The sequence below is a fragment of the Pseudoalteromonas sp. UCD-33C genome (assembly GCF_001306895.1).
Classification (GTDB): Bacteria; Pseudomonadota; Gammaproteobacteria; order Enterobacterales; family Alteromonadaceae; genus Pseudoalteromonas.
Map to the genome: position 1 here is coordinate 124,870 of NZ_LJTB01000004.1, position 18,015 is coordinate 142,884.

The 18,015-nt window shown below is 39.8% G+C and carries 11 protein-coding genes; 3 read left to right on the forward strand and 8 right to left on the reverse strand.

Translation table 11 applies throughout. The annotated features are described in order from the left end of the window. Positions 1-99 precede the first annotated feature (99 nt). Entirely contained in the window at positions 100-798 is a 699-nt protein-coding gene (locus tag AOG26_RS10640) for a hypothetical protein (RefSeq protein WP_054562459.1), read from the forward strand. Positions 799-855: 57 nt separating this feature from the next. Here the strand turns inward: AOG26_RS10640 and AOG26_RS10645 are convergent, their stop codons facing one another. Further along, the gene (locus tag AOG26_RS10645) at positions 856-1,272 is read right to left on the reverse strand and encodes a hypothetical protein (RefSeq protein ID WP_054562460.1); all 417 of its coding nucleotides are present in this window, start codon (positions 1,270-1,272) and stop codon (positions 856-858) included. Positions 1,273-1,570: 298 nt separating this feature from the next. Here AOG26_RS10645 and AOG26_RS20520 point away from each other — a divergent pair, with 298 nt between their 5' ends. Continuing rightward, complete coding sequence (locus tag AOG26_RS20520; protein ID WP_082401602.1) at positions 1,571-3,844, forward strand: CHRD domain-containing protein; 2,274 nt, start codon at positions 1,571-1,573, stop codon at positions 3,842-3,844. Positions 3,845-3,930: 86 nt separating this feature from the next. Here AOG26_RS20520 and AOG26_RS10655 read toward each other — a convergent pair whose 3' ends face one another. The 4 genes from AOG26_RS10655 to AOG26_RS10670 form a co-directional block, all read right to left on the reverse strand. Beyond that, positions 3,931-4,590: a hypothetical protein gene (locus AOG26_RS10655; protein WP_054562461.1), complete on the reverse strand. Its 660-nt coding sequence runs from the start codon at positions 4,588-4,590 to the stop codon at positions 3,931-3,933. 30 nt (positions 4,591-4,620) lie between these two features. After that, on the reverse strand, positions 4,621-5,106 hold the full coding sequence (locus AOG26_RS10660; RefSeq protein ID WP_054562462.1) for a DUF6436 domain-containing protein: 486 nt from the start codon (positions 5,104-5,106) through the stop codon (positions 4,621-4,623). A 13-nt stretch (positions 5,107-5,119) separates the two neighbouring features. Further along, positions 5,120-6,586, reverse strand: a complete 1,467-nt coding sequence (locus AOG26_RS10665) for a methyl-accepting chemotaxis protein (RefSeq protein ID WP_054562463.1) — start codon at positions 6,584-6,586, stop codon at positions 5,120-5,122. Positions 6,587-6,662: 76 nt separating this feature from the next. After that, positions 6,663-7,217, reverse strand: a complete 555-nt coding sequence (locus AOG26_RS10670; protein WP_054562464.1) for an isochorismatase family protein — start codon at positions 7,215-7,217, stop codon at positions 6,663-6,665. Between the two features lie 253 nt (positions 7,218-7,470). On the opposite strand from AOG26_RS10670, the gene AOG26_RS10675 reads away from it, so the two are divergent. Beyond that, on the forward strand, positions 7,471-11,922 hold the full coding sequence (locus AOG26_RS10675; protein WP_082401603.1) for an EAL domain-containing protein: 4,452 nt from the start codon (positions 7,471-7,473) through the stop codon (positions 11,920-11,922). On the opposite strand, the gene AOG26_RS10680 is transcribed toward AOG26_RS10675, so the two are convergent. From AOG26_RS10680 to AOG26_RS10690, 3 genes are all read right to left on the reverse strand, one after another. Next, entirely contained in the window at positions 11,897-14,683 is a 2,787-nt protein-coding gene (locus tag AOG26_RS10680) for a response regulator (RefSeq protein ID WP_235575482.1), read from the reverse strand. The two genes, AOG26_RS10675 and AOG26_RS10680, sit on opposite strands and share 26 nt — an antisense overlap. A gap of 63 nt (positions 14,684-14,746) precedes the next feature. Beyond that, complete coding sequence (locus AOG26_RS10685) at positions 14,747-15,640, reverse strand: cation diffusion facilitator family transporter (protein WP_054562467.1); 894 nt, start codon at positions 15,638-15,640, stop codon at positions 14,747-14,749. A 260-nt stretch (positions 15,641-15,900) separates the two neighbouring features. After that, a complete protein-coding gene (locus tag AOG26_RS10690) occupies positions 15,901-17,835 on the reverse strand; it encodes a methyl-accepting chemotaxis protein (RefSeq protein WP_054562468.1) in 1,935 nt (644 codons plus the stop codon). Positions 17,836-18,015: the final 180 nt, after the last annotated feature.

Below are 18,015 nucleotides of genomic sequence, written 5' to 3' on the forward strand. Positions count from 1 at the left end.
TGCTCCAACCAAACTTAAACACAATCTGGTGTTTTAGTTGATAGTAAAGCACTGCATTTGCTATTTTACGCCCAACACTAAATCAGTAATCGAGGACACATGGAAGCGCCTACTTTAGAATTAACCCGTGATAACTTTAACTCAATCTTTTTTCAGACTTTCATAAAAACGAAAGTGCAAACTGAAATACCTATCTTGAGATGCGCAGTCCCTTTACCTAAAGCGCAGAAATTCAAAGCAAAATTAATCACTGGTGCTATATTCATCATTGCTTGCCACCTTGTTTGGAAAACACAATCCGGTGCAGGTGCAATTGCCGCTGTGATCATTACATATCTCAGTTACTTTTTAGTTCAAATGTTTATCGCCAATAAGCGTTACTTCATTCATGAATCCCCGTTGTGCGAAATTAAAATAAACCAAGAACAGGTTTACCTGCCTGCACTTTTATTCGATGACAGAAAACCACGAACAATTAAAAGAGAAGATTTACTTAATGTTGAGGCCGTATGGAATTTTACACGCACCAAAAGCGGCTACGATATTAACGATCCACAACCTAGGCGTGCCTATCTATTTTCTGTAATTTTTAAAACTCGCTATGGTGATTCAATTCCTTTAAATGACTGGAGCTTAGAACACCCTGAGCTCTTCAAGACACTTGTTGAGTATGATTACCCAGTCACTATGATCAGAACAGCCAAACGCGGGTCACCAATAACAGTTCACATAAAATGGTTCTTCCTATTTACCTTTATATGTACTCTCATCTACTCACTTATAAAGTATGTAATTTAGCGGACTTATAAATATGCAATTGGCAAAGCAACTGAGAGCAAGCGCTTTGCCTTAAACTTAGGCTTTATTGTTAAACAGCATACCAGAGTGATTACTAGAAGTAGGAGCAAACAAAGAGTTTATCATCGTAGAAACATTACTTTTTACGGCAAGCTGGACTGCATTTATTTCTTCATCAAGTTGTTTATTAAGCTCTAGTAACTCACTTTCTCGTTGTTCTGGAGCTAGGTCTTTGTTGCTTTTTAAACTATTAATCTTATTTTGTAATTCCTTTATTTTTACTACTAGCTCTTGCTGTGTTTGTGATGTCTTTGATTGAGCTTCTGCTTGTGGATCAGAATCAACGCCCGCTTCTTGTTGTTTAGAGCCTTGAAGGTTTATTGCTTTTTCACTTTCTGGGTTTAGCTCATTTTTATTTTGCTGATCTAATAATGGCTCTTTTAGGAATGAGGATGTGTACGAAGTTAGCTGCATAGTTTTCCTATCGTTAATTTTTTGACGTTTAGCTATAAACCTTTTGAAAACAAAATAGATGCACAATCCGTACCCATTTACCACCCAACACTTTTTATGTTGCTAAGCATGTATGTTCCTTTAAAGTTAGCGATATTAAACTTTAACTATTAATCCCCTCTTTCAACAAACCAATACTAAAGAACCAGTTTTTAACTTTTAAATAACCTTTTGTGATCTCTTTTTAAACACCTGCCGTAAGCCTTATTGAAATGGACACGTCGTAACGTCCGAACATTCAAAGATATAAGGAAGAACGATGAAATACATACTCCTGGCTAGCAGCTTACTTTTTCTCACCGCGTGTAGCGATGATGATGACGATAATACCGAAGTTGTTACCCCTCCCCCAGTTCAAGAATTCACTCCAAGTAAAACCTATTCTGTAACTTTAAGTGGCAAACAAGAAGTGCCAATGAATGACTCAATGCAAACAGCGACTGCAACGGTAGAGCTTGACGAAAGTTTAATGCAATTTCGTGCAACACTTGATGCAAGCTCAGTCGAAGGCTTTAGTGCAGCACACATACACGACGGCGATTTAGGCGCTAATGGTGATGTTGCTTTTGCATTTGAAGCCACTACCGATGGTATGTATGAAGTCGCAATTACCGACCTTGATGAAAGCTTGATCGCTGATTTAATGGATGGCGATTGGTACATTAACCTTCATACCGAACAATATGCAAACGGCGAACTTCGTGCGCAAATTGTGCCTGATACAACCAACATCATTACGTTTGTTTTAAATGGCGATCAGCAAGTGCCTATGAACGACAGTGACGCAATGGGTTATGGTTATGCATCTTATGATAGCGCCACGACAGAATTACGACTTCGTGCGGTGACTATGGGTGTTGATGACGCTACAGCAGCTCACATCCATACAGGAAAATTAGGTTCAAATGGTGATGTATTCGTGACTTTAGAACAAGACGACGAAGTCATGACTGACTGGGTTGTACCAGAAGGCACCATGATTGACAGCGACACTCTGGCAGTACTTTTAGACGGCGGTCACTATGTTAACGTTCACACACCTGAATTTGCCGGTGGCGAAATTCGCGGCCAAATCTTAACAGACAACTATGCAGTTGCGACCTTTGACTTGAGTGGTGCTCAAGAAGTGCCTATGGTCAGCACCATGGCTGATGGTGATGGTTATGCCCTTGTTGATACAACAGACTACAGCGTAGAGCTTACTGTTGTAACATCAGGCTTAGACGATGCAAGTGCTGCGCATATTCATACAGGTCGTATCGGTACTAATGGTGATGTATTAGTAGCTCTTGAACAATCAATGGACGACAGTAATGTCTGGATGACACCAAGCAACACGCAAATCAATGCGGATATTTTTGCAGTGCTGGCTTCTGGTGGTCACTATGTCAATGTTCATACACCTGCTAATGCTGGCGGCGAGCTTCGCGGGCAAATCCTAACCAGTAACTATGGCTTTACGAGCTTTAAACTAAGCGGTGATCAAGAAGTTCCTGCTGTCGAATCTGATGCAAGTGGTGAAGGTTATGCATTAATCAACATGGATAACTATGCCTTAGAGCTATTAGTAAACACAATGGGTGTTGATGATGCGACAGGTGCACACATTCACACTGGCCGAATTGGCACGAATGGCGACGTACTCGTTGCACTTGAGCAGTCAACAACTGACGCAGGCATGTGGATGACACCAGCAAATACCATGATCAACGCAGAGATATTTGAGGTACTTGCATCAGGTGGTCATTACGTTAACGTGCATACACCTGCTAACACGGGTGGTGAAATTAGAGGTCAGATCTTAACAGATAACTATCAACTCGTTACTTTCCCACTTAGTGGTATGCAAGAAGTTCCAGCCGTTGATACGATGGCATCAGGTAGTGGTTATGCCTTAGTTAACATGGATAATTACCATCTAGAATTAAGAGCGTTAACCGAAGGTGTGAGTGACGCCACTGCTGCTCACATTCATACAGGTCGTATAGGCACCAATGGCGACGTTCTTGCCGCGTTAGAGCAATCAAACGATAACATGAACCTGTGGCAAACACCTGAAAACACCATGATCAATGCAGATATTTTTGCAGTACTCGCATCAGGTGGTCACTACGTTAATGTGCATACTCCAGCTAACCCAGGTGGTGAACTACGTGGTCAAATCCTTACCGACAACTACGTGTTTGTAACCTTCCCGCTTTCTGGTGAACAAGAAGTACCCGCGGTCACAACGGATGCATCTGGTGATGGTTATGCGCTAGTGAATACCAATGATTACAGTGTTGAGCTGCAAGTACTAACATCAGGTGTAAGTGATGCAAGTGCAGCCCATATTCATACTGGCGTAGCAGGTGAAAATGGCCCTGTGTTAGCTCCTCTTGTACAAGACAGTGATGATATGAATCGCTGGATGAGCAGCACGGGCTTAATGATAGACGCCGATATCTTTTCAGTTTTAGCTTCAGGCGGTCATTATGTAAACATTCATACCCCTGCAAACCCAAGCGGTGAGATACGAGGCCAAATTCAATAACTTTATAGAGTCAGAGGCCAATATTTTTGGCCTCTTTTATGACTAAGCATGAGAACATTACGTCATAAAAAGTTATACCCTTAACTTTATTGGTTAATGATATCTTGAACTCTAATCCGCTCTGATTCACTCTTATCTTTATTCAAAACTGCGAGTGTTTCATTATCAATCCATCTAATATCGCCTAGTAAGCCATTAAACAGAAACTCATCTGGCTCAGCACTAAATAAACGTTTTGAAAACAGCACTTCCCCGATTTTATTTTTGATTTTTACAAAACAATCAAAGCTCGTCGATTCGTGATGGCACTCTAATTCTGCAATAAATTTTCTGTTACGGTTATGCTTTTTTCGAAAAGTATAATGGTTAACAAAACTATCTCTCAAAACCGCTGCATATGCTTGATTAAACGGCTCTATTGGCCATTCATACATTACTGTTAATTTAACTAATGCTTGCTGCAACGTATCTAATAGGCATAGTTTCTTTTCATTCTCACCCAATCCATTAAATGCTATAAAATCAAAAGGTTGATAAAATTTAAGCACAGAACTACTTAACTCAGTGGTCCCATCACGTTTATCCGATTCACTTAACTTAATAATTACTCGGTAAATTCCGTTAGTCTCTATCTGACAAAAATACCGTTCATAATGGGCGTATACACTTCGAGAAAACAAGGTAAATTTTCTACATTCGGCTAGCTCTTGTTTAAAGGCCCACAGCTCAAATTCTTTTAATTTCATGTTTATTTTTAGCGCTGCTATTTTAAGAGTTCAATTAATCTCACAATAGCATCCCTCGGCGTCTGAGTTAATAAACTGGCTATTAAAACCCGCACGTAAGTTTGCAATTACTAACTCAACAAAGCCATTCTGACTGGAACAGGCGAGTCCTTTTGATAATGGCCCTGCATACACAAGCTGTTGATTTTCTGAAACAAGTACTGCGGCAGGTTGAGCGGGTAATATTGCAGCAACCGCAGATGTTGGTTTAAGTTTTATTACTTTAATACCTTGCTCTGCTGCATAGCTGCTAAGGCTTGTTATGTGCGGTTGTGAACGCTCTGAGCATACACAGGTATTTTCATCAATAATGTACAAGGTATCTGTATTTGTGGTGCCAAGCCCCATACTTTGTTGAAAAGCAGATAACCAATTTGCTGTGGCTAGCTTTTTATCTGGATCAAAGGAGCTTGCTTGTTGAGAATAAGCAAACACCAAGGCTAATGTCACAGAGGCAACCCAAAGTAGAGTTGCCATTATCAGCCATTTGCTATTTGAATTTAGCAATACCTTGCTCCAGTACATCGATACTTACATCAATTAACTGTACGCGATCGGTGAGCTTTTCAATCATCAAGTTGTCGTTGGCTTGGTTAGCAATTAAGGCTTGTGAGTTCTCGGCAATAGCACGTGTATTACCCGCTTGATTTTGCACTACATGAGCAACCAATTGTGAGCTACTTGCGGCAACATTCACCTGCTCTGTCATCTCGGTAATTTGCAGTTTCATCTGCGAACTAATTGCAGATAACTGCTCTATAAGCGCAACACTACCCTGCATCGACTTAGTTGAAGAGGCGCTGTTTTGCATCAAACTTTCAAGCGTATTAGTTATTTTATCCGTCGTGTTTTTACTACGCGTTGCCAAGTTTCTAACTTCATCAGCTACTACCGCAAAGCCGCGGCCTTGTTCACCAGCTCGCGCAGCTTCAATTGCAGCGTTAAGCGCAAGTAAATTCGTTTGCTCAGCAATTGACGAAATTTCATTGAGTAATTCTGAGATATGCGAACATGCACTCACCAGTTGGCCTATATTTTGATCTGCTTCTTGAAGGTTATTAGCAAGCTCAGCCGTTTTGCTGTCTGTATTCGCCACTTCATTTAATGCCTCTGTAGCACTTAAATGGAGCTGCTCAAACTGTGTTTGTAGCTCATTACTTTCTTGTTCCACATGAGCAAAGCCTTCGGCGACTCGTTCACCTGACTGCGCGATATCCGTCGATAACTGCTCACGATTAAGTGCTTGCTCATGCAATTCGTCGTGTACTTCAAGTAATTGTTTAGACTGATTTTTTAAAACACTACTTTGGCTTTGAACATCACCAATCACACTCGATACAAAACCCAGTAAACGGTTAAAACCCGCTACAGCTTCACTGTGACTATCATCCGCTCTTAAACTAATATTAATGCTGTTTTCGTCGGCCATTATCTGCTCTGTTGTTGTGCTTAACGATAAGCCAGAACTACGTTCGCGATGTAGGGTTTTTGCAATGTAGCCGGCTACAATTGCTTCAACAATGGCATACACGGCATGAATAAGTACGGTGCTAAAATACAACCTGTCTGGGTCGAAAACGTATAAGCCCACTTCGTTTATCTGTAAAAAGTAAAAGCTCAAATGGTGAACGGCCACAAAAGCAAGTGCAGTAATAAACACGCGCCATTCAACAAACATGATCAACACGGCCATTAAAATAAATATTTCAAAGTGAACCTCAATAAGGCCGTAGCTTTGTTGGATGTGTAAAAACGAAAACATAATGCAACCGGCAGCTACAACATGAGCAGTTAATTTGCTCGTAGGGTATTGATGGAGCATCCAAAGCGGTAAAGACAGTAATAATAAACCCGTTACCAAACCTGTAATTAAGGTCGAATAAATAAAGCCTAAAACTAAAGATTCAACAAACAATAAAAGGAACAAATAAGTAAAAAGGCGGCGCACACTCGTCATAGATAAAGCCTTAATTATTAAATAATTTACAAAAATACAATTAATCGAGCTAATACGGTTTGATGCGCATCATGGTTCACTTTATTAATTGCAATAATGCTCTAAATTGATCGGTCCCTGCTTTTTCTAGCCATTGAAATATCACACTTTCTGTACAGCTAATAATAGCACCTGCTGCCAATAGCTGCTTAATTGCTAACTCTTTGTGTTTTTCGTTGCGTGATGCAATGGCATCTTCCACTACAAACACTTGGTAACCATTGGCAATTAAGTCTAAACATGTTTGCAGTACACAAACATGCGATTCTGTACCCGTTACCACTATTTGCTTACGGTTAGAGCCAGCCAATAGGTTGTTAAATTGAACCTCTAGGCATGCGCTAAAATGTATTTTGTGATAGCAGTTAGTGCCAGTTATAAAAGGTAAGAGCTGTTCACTACTTTTACCTAACTTGGTTGGGTTTTGTTCGGTAAATAAATAAGGAATATCTAAAGCTTTAGCTGCTTTTATTAACTTTTCGGTCTGATTAACAGCTAAGCCAAAGTCGTTAATTACCGGTTCAAGCCCTGCCTGAAGGTCAATAATTAATAACAAGGCATTACTTTTTTGGCTGATAAATGAATGGCGCATCACGTTCTCAAATTGCTGATAATTGAACTAGTTATAGCATAGGTTTCAGTTTCAGCACCAAGTAGACCTTATTACTATTTTTTCTTTTCAGAACCATTAATTACGGTCATAATTGTGCTATATTTTGTTAAAAATTATGCGCAAATAATAATTTAGGGTTAATCAGTCAGTGCCTAAACTTTTTCTTTTGATTTTCAGTTTGCTGTTCTTCACGCTTTCCTCTTCGGCGTTGGCACAAAACTATGCTTTGCAAATGCAGCGTATTTCGACCGATGAAGGACTTACGCAAGGCAGTGTAACTAAAATCGTGCAAGATGATTTAGGCTTTATTTGGATTGGTACCTACCAAGGCTTAAATAGGTATGATGGTTATCAGGTAGCGCCTTTTGCTGGGGAGTATATTCTTGATCAGCGACAAATTACCGCAATGCATAAAAATGACGACGGAAACATTTTCGTCAGCACTGAGTTTTCAGGTGCTTTTCTGATCGACCCAAAAACACTAAAAGTTGAAAAAATCTATTCTGGCAAACTAGACCCTGAAGATGTTTTCTTTTCGCCCATTTTAGCAATCACTGAAGACGATTACTTTTTTTACTTCGCTATTGCTCAGCACGTTTATTCATACAACAAGCAATCAAAAAAGTTTTTGCATGAGTTTTCTATCAATAAAGAAGAGCACATTGTGCGGGCACTCACCTTGCACGACAACTTTTTATATATAGGCACATCGAATGGGCTTTTTTCAAAAAACCTTGCAGATGATCATATCTCGCATATTCCGCTAACCGATAAATCTCAGGTCACCGAAGATAATAAAAACGTAAAATTTTTAAGGGTCGATGCGCAGCTCGGCTTATTTGTAGGCACTGTTGAGGGCATGTTTGATATCCCTTTTAACGCTAACCGTTTACTGGCGTTTGATAAGATAAGGCTGTTGATCCCTAACTTAAATATTTGGGATTATTCTGTTAGCTCATTCGGTGAATATATCGTCACAGAAAAAGGGTTGTTCGAATTTAATCGCCAAACCATGTCAGTTGAGTTCATCTTAAACTTTGAACAAAGTAAGTTTTTAATGTCTGACAATTCAATTCAAGATGTAATGATTGATAAAACTGGCTTGCTGTGGCTTGCATCCCGCTCACAGGGCGTTTTCACATGGTCAACACTAGCAAGACGTTTTAAACACATTGAATTAAAAAATAACCAAGCTCGCTTCAATAATAATGTCTGGTCGGTATTACAAGATCAAAATGATACCGTTTGGATAGGTACAGATAATGGCCTAATGAAGTACAACCAACTTACTAAAGATATTACACCCTACTTAGTTAGTAACGATGAAAAAGCCTTTCATGGTGAGCATGGTATTTATGGTATTACTGAAGCTAACATTGATGACAGCAACCGTTATCTGTGGCTAATGAAATACATAGGTCTTGCCTTGTTTGATAAACAGACAGGCAAATTAGTGCCTATAAAAGGCAATGCTGAGACCATGCACCTTATAAATTACGGCCCTAACTGGGGCTTTCGTGCTATGGGCAATGATCAATTTGCATTTTTAGATGACCAAAATTTTTATAAGTACAATGGTAAAACAGGCGAACTAACCACCATTAAAGGATTGAAAGAACAAGTTGACCTTGTTAATGCCCATGCTTTTTTAAAGCCATTGCCAGACCACCCCGACGAATACGTACTGAGTATGTCTGGCAAATTGTACCGCTACAATGAGCAGACTCAAAAGTTAACACTGATATACCAAACAGAAAATTATAACCCATTAGCGTTCACTACCATTGATGACTGGGTGATGGATTATAACAACACCCTGTGGCTTGGCTCAGCTGACGAAGGGCTTATTGGCATAGATGCTAAAACTTATGAAGTTAAACATCGTATTAATATACAGTCTGGCTTAAAAGCTAAATCTGTTTTTGCATTGCAAATAGATCGTTTTGGCTTTTTATGGTTAGGTACTCAAAATGGTCTTTACCGCCTTGATTTAAGCTCCTTAGAACTTGACCGTTACTTTATTCGCGATGGTTTAGCCGTTAATGAATTCAACATTGATGCCGACACCACCTTACATAACGGACAACTTGCATTTGGTAGTACCCGAGGCGTACTTTTACTTTCACCAGAGGACTTTTTATCGTCGCCTGTAGAGGCTGGTAATATAAATACCGAAATTACCAATGTATCTTTGCTTTCGCGAGAGCTTAACTACCATCCATATAAATATGTAAATACGCCTCTGCAGATCACTTATGATGATATGGGCTTAGCAGTCACCTTTTCTAACTTTGATACCATTAATAAAGATAAAACATCGTATCGAGTGACCCTTGATGGGCCAACCTCACTGCAATACGACAAGTTAACAACCAATGAGGTCTTTTTTACCAAATTACCGCCTGGTGATTATGTGTTATCAGTGTCGTCGTCTATCGAGTTAAGCGATGCAATATCAGCGTCTAGACAACTAAGATTTAATGTTGCACATGCACCTTGGTCATCCCCTGCTGCAAAAGCAAGTTATGTCATTATTGTTTTAGCTGTTTTGTTTTTCCTATTTTGGCAATACCGTGCTCGCCAGCAAATGATCGGTCGTGCTCATGCAGAAGCTGTAAAATCACAGCAACAAACCGAACTCGCTTTAAGTAGTACTAAAAGTGGTGTTTGGGAGATTAACCTAGTAGAACAGTTTTTAAGAACGACCCGCTTTTCTGCTGAACTGGGCTATGCCGAGTATAAAGATGGTATAAGCCTCAACAAGTTTGTGAGCTTAGTGCACCCGCACGATCGCAATAACGTAACTAGCCAGTGGCAACTATTTTGTAAGCAAACAAATAACCAACAATGGAATACCACTTACCGTTTAAAACATAAAAATGGTAACTGGCTTTGGTACGAAGACATTGGTCGTACTATTGCAACCGATGAAAAAAACCGCCCATTAAAAATAACCGGTATTTATACCAATATTACAGAGCAACGCGCTAATGCCCAGCAAGCCAGTGTCCTCGGCGAAGCATTTGGGCAAATAAACGACTGGTTGCTAATTTTAGACAATCAACTCAAACCATTTTCTGCTAATGCCAGTTTTGGTGAAGCATTCGCCACGCCAAACAATGTTGCAGAGCTTACTAGTCGCGACTTTATTGCAGCTATAGGCCGTGCAAAATACCTTGAATATATAGACGTATTAAAAACACTTAAACCAAAGCAAAACTGGAAAACAGAAGCTGTTATTCGCACGCTAAAAAGCCCTGCACACCCAGTTCATATTAGTGTCACGGCTGTAGCCAAGGAAAACCAATCAATTAGTCATTATGTAATTGTAATTTCAGACTTAACAGAGCAAAAACGCGCTGAAGACGATTTGCGTTATTTAGCAAATTATGACCCGTTAACGGGCTTGCCTAACCGCTCTTTAATGTATACAAAAATTAGCAACTGTATAAATAACGCCAAAAAATACAATAAACTAGCTGCATTATTATTTATTGATTTAGATAAATTTAAACCAGTAAATGATTCATTCGGGCACGCTGTCGGCGACCAATTACTTTGCGATATCACGCAAAGAGTAAGCCTAATGTTACCCGAAAACGCCGTAATAGGCCGTCAAAGTGGTGATGAGTTTTTGGTTCTTATTAAAGACCTTCACTCACCACAAACACTCAGTGATCTCGTTAAAAAACTCACTGAAGAACTGGCAAGCAAGGTTATAATTGACGACTTTTCAATCAACATTTCAGCAAGTGTTGGTGTCGCTCTTTACCCATTTGATGCGAAAACAGCAGATGATTTAATTAAAAATTCAGATATAGCCATGATGCATGCTAAGCAATCTGGCCGTAACAATTTTAAATATTTCACAGAGCAGATGAATAACCAGCTTACCAAAAAGCTGTTACTTGAAAATGCCTTGAAAGATGCGTTTAAAGACGATGAGTTATTTAATAACTATCAGCCTATTGTTAATGCTAAAACTAAAAAAATAAACGGCGTTGAGCTTTTAATGCGCTGGAAGAACGAGCAAGGTTTTGTATCACCTGCCGAATTCATTCCTATTGCTGAAGAGATAGGTCTAATCGATGCGTTGACTGAGCAAGCACTTGATAGAGCATTAACAGAGCTGCTGCCAATGCTACGTGCTAACCCACAGTTTTATTTATCATTAAACTTGTCGCCAACGCATATTTTAAAATCAAACTTAACTGAACGCTTATTACTTATTTTGAATAATCACATGGTTAAGCCTGTGCAACTGCGTCTTGAAATTACAGAAAATACGCTTTTAGAAGATAAAGAAAAAGCTTCTAAGCAGCTGCAAAAACTTAAAAATGCCGGCTTCAAACTATTACTTGATGACTTTGGCACAGGTTACTCGTCACTAACTTACCTAAGTCAATTCCCGATTGATGTGATCAAAATTGACCAAAGCTTCGTGCGAAACATTGGCCAAGATAAAAGTAATGAATCGATTATTAAAACCATCCATGCGTTGTCATCGAACTTAGGCTTATATTGTATTGCTGAAGGAGTTGAGACAAGTGAGCAAATCAGCTTCTTAACAGAGATGGGCTGCGAAGATTTACAAGGGTACTACTTCGCAAAACCCATGTTGGCCGATGATCTCATTGCAGAAAGCACGATTCAGGCAATCATTGATCGACTAAACGCGCTTTAAACCATTTATTTAAGCAGCGATAAAGCTCATCTTTATTAATGGGCTTCGAGATGAAGTCATCCATGCCAGCTACAAGGCAGCGCTTTTGGTCCTCTTCAAAGGCATTCGCCGTAATAGCAATAATGATAGCTTCGCCATACAGCGCAGGGTTCTGTTTAATTGCTTGTGTACATTGATAGCCATCCATGTGGGGCATTTGGCAGTCCATCAATATAATATCTGCCGTAAAACTTTTAAGCTCTTCAAGTGCCTGTAAGCCATCGTTTGCCTTTTTGATAGTACACTGGGTGTCTTGCATCATTTTTTGCAGCACGATTTGATTTACAGGGTTATCTTCAACAATTAATACATTTATGCCACTAAGTATTGGCTTGTCTGTACTTTGTTCTGCAGTTGCTTCTGCATCGCTTACCATCACTGGCACAATAATAGTAAATTCACTGCCCTCACCTTCTTGGCTCACTAAAGAGAGCTCTCCATCCATCAACTCTATAATTCGTTTACTAATGGTGAGCCCGAGCCCAGTACCACCATATTTTCGGGTGGTCGATATATCGGCTTGAGTGAACTCTGTAAACAATTTAGCCTGCTGATCTGCAGAAATACCTATACCTGTATCGCGAATTTTTATTGCTAGTGCACCATTAACCATTTGGCATTGCATGTTTATTTCACCAGACTCAGTAAATTTACCCGCGTTACTCAAAATGTTATTGATTACTTGGCTAAACCTCAGTGGATCTAGGCGGATATACTCAGGTATGTTGTCTGCAATGCTCAAGTTAAATTTAACGCCAGATTTGACACTGGTGCTACTAAAAACTTTGGCTAATTGTGCCAGTAAGGCTTTAATTTCAACAACACGGTCTTCAAGTTTAAGAGCGCCCGCTTCAATTTTCGAGAAATCTAAAATATCATTTAAAATCAACAATAAGTTATTAGCACTTTGATGGATCATCGCCAGCTCATCACGCTCAGTTTCGGGTAGTTTAGGGTTTTCTAATAGCAGTTGAGTCATGCCTAAAATACCATTGAGCGGGGTGCGGATTTCATGGCTCATGTTCGCTAAAAATTGCGACTTAGTACGGTTGGCTTGATTCGCTAAGCGAACAGCTTCGACTAGCTCATTCGTTTTATCATTAACTTGTTGCTCGAGCTGGGCATTAAAATCGGTCAGTTTGTTATTCAACACTTCGTTTTCGTGATTCGCTTGATGCAAGCGATTAAAATTAAGCGCTAGCTTATTAGCTAAACTCGAAAACTGCGACTGCAAACGACTCACTTCTAGCCAAGTTTGTGGTAAGTCGGTATCTGTGATTGCCCGCTCAGGTTCAAATTTGTCGATTTGTTCAGCTAACTTTTCGATAGGAGCAATTAACCAGCGACTCAATTGCGTGATAAACACACTGGTTAATAAAATAATAAACAATATCATCACCAAAGACTGACCCCATGCATTCACCGCAACATTATTGGCATGTTTGCGATTGAGCATGGTCATTACAATCCAGTTATGCTCTGTTGAGCGAGCTTCTCTGGCGTAAAACTGCTGTTCGTTCTCAGCATCAAACATCTTAAAACGAGCTTCGTCTGCAAACAAATCTATTTCTTCATCTGTTAATTGTTGTAGCTCTGTAAAGTCATCTAATGTGCTAAATACCACTTTGTTGCTGGCATCTAAAATCAACAACTCGCCTTGATGACTAAATAGACTGGGCCTGAGGCCTGCAAAATAATCAAACATCAGTGAGCCTTCAACGACGCCAGTAAAGGTATCTTCAATATAAATCGGTGCTGATACTGCAACTATAGGTAAAGAACCAAAACCACGACCTTTAAATATTGTAGAGATATAACCAAGCTCATTATTAGGTGCATTTATAAAGTAATCTCTATCTGCCACATTGGCGCGAATGTTTGACTGCTGCAAACTAATCGCTAACGATTGTGGATAAAAATGAGTGACATCAGCAAGAGCATCAGCAATTATCTGTGTTCTAAAATCAGGGTATAGGTTTGCCATATTTTCAAGAGCAATTTGACGAGGGACACCGTTGGCAATGCTTCTGGCAGTGAGTACCACCCCTTTTTTATTATGATCAAGGTGAGCATCAATGGTGCGTGCGATTTCTTTGGCTTTTTCTTTTAACTGCGAATTTATCTCATACTCAATGCGCGCATAATGGTTATTGGTTAGTACTACAGAGGTTAATATGACTACCAGTACAACCAGTAAAGTAACAACATAGTTAAGTATTTTATAGAGCGACGAATAATGTTTATGCCACGAATAACGGCTAAAGAAGAAGCTCAGTAAATCAATAACAGATAAGTAAATTGCCGCATTTAAGCAGTACTTAGCAAGTGCAATAGCAATCGTTAAAATTGGTAAACCTAAAAAGAAATGGCCAAAACTCCAAAGTAGTGGCAGGCCTATCACCAGCCAAAATAGCATGCCTCGTAAAAATACCGGCCGCGCTTTTGATAAGCAGTATACCTGTAAGCAAATAAGCTCAAGTGCAAATACTATGGACGGCCACGCATGCCCCCAGCGGTAAAAAATAAACCCTGTACTTAAAATAAAGGTGATTATTGCAAACCGCCAACCAAGTAGCAGCAAGCTTAGGATCACAAAAAACTGACCAAGAAGAAATTCTGAGCTGTCTAAAAACCAAATTGGTAGTAAATTAACAACTCCCGCAATACAACCAAGCAGTACTGCGGCTAAAAAGTTGAAAAATGAAGGCTTATTTTGAAGCAAAAAAGGTATCCTAACTTCATAGTGATACCTTTAAATTAAAAGAAAATTAAACTTTTTGCCACTTTAATTAACATGGTGGCATTCATGACTTTCTATTTGCAGCACACTTTTTCCAATTTTAAAGCGCGATTGCAATAGTTTTTCGACCTTTAAGCGACATGCTTCGTCATGCTTTTCAACGGTACAATGCTGTTTTAAAACAACGTGCGCACCAACAATAATGTCTTTGTCTTGGCGCATTACCGTGACATTATGAACATTTTGTACATGTTCAACCGAAGCGATACTTTGTTCAATATCAGCTACATTCGGCAGCTTACTTCTATTTTCAAGTAAGCCTTGAATACAACGAATGATCACTTTAACCCCAGTAAACAAGACAAAGGTAGCAATCAACATACTCGAAATAATATCAATTTCGGCCCAGCCAGTTAGGTGGATTAAAATACCAGCGAAGAAGGTTGAAACCGTTGAAATTAAATCAAAAAACGAGTGTAAAAACACCGCATACACATTAATGCTTGCTTTGCGCCCTTTGTATAGCACCCATGCTGCAGCACCATGAAACAAAAAACCAATAGCTGAAATGACCGACATTAAATAGCTATTAATTTGTAAATCATGACCATCGCTATGATGGAAGTAACGTTCACCTCCTTCATAAAGAATAATTAAGCTAATGCTTAAATATAAGATGCCATTGATCAAGCCACCCGTGAGCTCTGCTCGCTGGTAGCCATCATTAAAGTTTTTCGCGAAATATATCGCCATGCTTGAGGCAATAAGCGCGATGAATAAAGAACTGTTATGAACAAACAAATGCCCAGCATCAGCAAGTACAGCAAGCGAATTCGAATAATAGGCGCCAATAACCTGTATCACCATAAACGAGCACGTTATGGCTAAGGCAATCAACAAGCGGCGTCTAGATGCTTGGTGTGTTGTAATATCTGTCATGAAGAAGTGAAATACCTATCAGCTGGAAATGCGGTAATGATATAAAGTCTCAATTGTAATACGCAGCGCACTTAAACGCACTAAAAACTTAGTTAATAGTCCCTTTTTGAAAGTTTTTTGCACGATGTGTTACTAATAAGAAAGGAATTAGCAGCAAACAAGTAAACTGAAACACTCACTTGTAAGCTAAAAAACAGTAAGGCGTTAACAACACATGTTGTTAACGCCTTTTACTCGAAGCAGATTTAAAAAGCAGGCTATTAAACTTTAAACTGACTGACTAAATCTTTAAGGTGCTGAGCACGCGATAATAAGCTTTGCGTACCACGCTGTTGTTGCTCAGCGTTATCATGTATTTGCATTGCACTGTCTGAAATATCATGAGCCGACTGATTGATATGCTCAACCACCGTGCCCTGCTCTTCTGTGGCTGCTGCAACTTGGTGATTGCCTTGGCTGATAATCTCAAACTTCTGCTGAATAGACTGAAGTGCAGACACTGCAATATGCGTAAGCTCAGTCACTTTTTGACTACTTTGCGTACCTTCGGCAATCGCTTCTTGTGATTGCAATGATGAGCTTTGTAAACGCGAAATCTGTTCCCTAATTTCAGAAGTCGATGTTTGCGTACGCTGTGCAAGTGAGCGTACTTCATCAGCGACGACCGCAAAGCCACGACCTTGCTCACCCGCTCTTGCCGCTTCAATTGCCGCATTGAGTGCCAATAAATTAGTTTGTTCTGAAATTGCATTGATTACTTCAACAACCGAGTTGATCTCAGCCGCTTGATTTGCAAACTCACCGATACTTTTATCAACCGTGATCAAAATGTCATTCAGTTCATTCATGGTTTGTGCTGTGGCAGCCATACTTTGATTGGTTTGCACGGTTTCTCGTACCGCTTCTTCCGTGTCGCTTGCTGTGCGATGAGCAATATCAGACACCTCATTAATAGTTTGCCCCATTTCTGTAATAGCTGTGGCAACTTGATCGGTTTGCGCGCGCTGATCTTCGGTAGCAACAAAGGTTTTGTTGGCAAAGCTCGCAAGGTCGTCAATCCCCTCTCGCATCGCTTGCTCGGTGACACTGATTTCATCTACCAACTCAGCTACTTTACCTATGATGGCATTAAAGCCTTTAGCAAGATGCCCCAGTTCATTATCAACACTGTCATCTAAACGTTTTGTTAAGTCACCGCCGTGGCCTGCCATACCCAGTAGTTCGTCGCCCACACTGCGTATTTTCTTACTTAGCCAATTCGCAAAATAAAGTGTTAACACTAAAAATATACCTGCAAGCACGACACTTACGATAATCGACATCCAAACGACTGTATTAATCGCGCTTGATATCTCTTGCTTAGGCTGAACCGCCACAAGAGTAAGGCCAGTGCCTTCGATTGGCATAACCCCAGCATAAACATCTTCATCTGCGAGCTCCACTTGCGATAGAGTAAAGCCAGTATGTTTACTGCTCAAAAAGCTTTGTAATGCGCTTAGTGAAGCGACGCTTGTGACTTGTTTACCAATATAAGCATCATTTGCGTGTGCAATAATTCGCTTGCTCTCATCAATTAAGAATAAATACCCTTGCTCACCAATTTTACGCGACGTAACAATGCTAGAAATATCTGAAATATCATAACCAAGCCCTGCAACACCAAGGCGTTGCCCTGCAATTTCAACCAAGGTGTTAACGTATAAAGTGAGGTGTCCGCCCTGCTCACTTACATCTAAAGCGAGCGCTTGGCGTTTATCTGAGCTAATAAAGTCAAAAAACCAACTGTCTCTTGGCTCACTTTGTGAGATTGATTTGAAAAAGCCGTCTTGTGTGTAATAACTCATTGAGTTTTTGCTTACCCAAAACACCGATGACGCACCACTTTTTCTTTGTAAGTCAGCAAAGTACGCCATCACACGTTGATGAATTGGCGAGCTTTTCTCACCTTCGTTCATCCACGTATGCAGAATTTGGTTTTCAGCTAAAGACTGTGACACAGAGATGGGGTAACGCATTTGAGCGTCAATTTCGGCAGCAACTTTACCCACAGCGTCAGGCAATAATTGCTTTTCTGTTTGTTGGTAATAAAGCCGAGAGAATTGGCTGGTATTGATTAAGGCGCTAACCACAGTGACAACAAACAATGCAATTAACACAAAACTAATAAAAATAGTGCGCAGCGATAGATTTCGCATTCAGCAAGCCTCATACTTAATGGTGGAGTTTTGGTTTTAGATCATCCTTGCGTCCTATCAATAATTTTAGGTAACAAGTCTGTGTTAAGCAATTGCTATTTAAGCTTTTACTGTTGTTTTTTTACTAATAATTATCAAACTCAAACAGAATAGGAACAAACGCCAACTTGTACCTTTTTA

What these genes read in the sequence shown, in the direction of transcription:
- AOG26_RS10685 (WP_054562467.1), bottom strand. Translation starts at nt 15,640, where the DNA reads ATGACAGATATTACAACACACCAAGCATCTAGACGCCGCTTGTTGATT.
- AOG26_RS20520 (WP_082401602.1), top strand. Translation starts at nt 1,571, where the DNA reads ATGAAATACATACTCCTGGCTAGCAGCTTACTTTTTCTCACCGCGTGT.
- AOG26_RS10675 (WP_082401603.1), top strand. Translation starts at nt 7,471, where the DNA reads ATGCAGCGTATTTCGACCGATGAAGGACTTACGCAAGGCAGTGTAACT.
- AOG26_RS10640 (WP_054562459.1), top strand. Translation starts at nt 100, where the DNA reads ATGGAAGCGCCTACTTTAGAATTAACCCGTGATAACTTTAACTCAATC.
- AOG26_RS10690 (WP_054562468.1), bottom strand. Translation starts at nt 17,835, where the DNA reads ATGCGAAATCTATCGCTGCGCACTATTTTTATTAGTTTTGTGTTAATT.
- AOG26_RS10645 (WP_054562460.1), bottom strand. Translation starts at nt 1,272, where the DNA reads ATGCAGCTAACTTCGTACACATCCTCATTCCTAAAAGAGCCATTATTA.
- AOG26_RS10665 (WP_054562463.1), bottom strand. Translation starts at nt 6,586, where the DNA reads ATGACGAGTGTGCGCCGCCTTTTTACTTATTTGTTCCTTTTATTGTTT.
- AOG26_RS10660 (WP_054562462.1), bottom strand. Translation starts at nt 5,106, where the DNA reads ATGGCAACTCTACTTTGGGTTGCCTCTGTGACATTAGCCTTGGTGTTT.
- AOG26_RS10655 (WP_054562461.1), bottom strand. Translation starts at nt 4,590, where the DNA reads ATGAAATTAAAAGAATTTGAGCTGTGGGCCTTTAAACAAGAGCTAGCC.
- AOG26_RS10670 (WP_054562464.1), bottom strand. Translation starts at nt 7,217, where the DNA reads ATGCGCCATTCATTTATCAGCCAAAAAAGTAATGCCTTGTTATTAATT.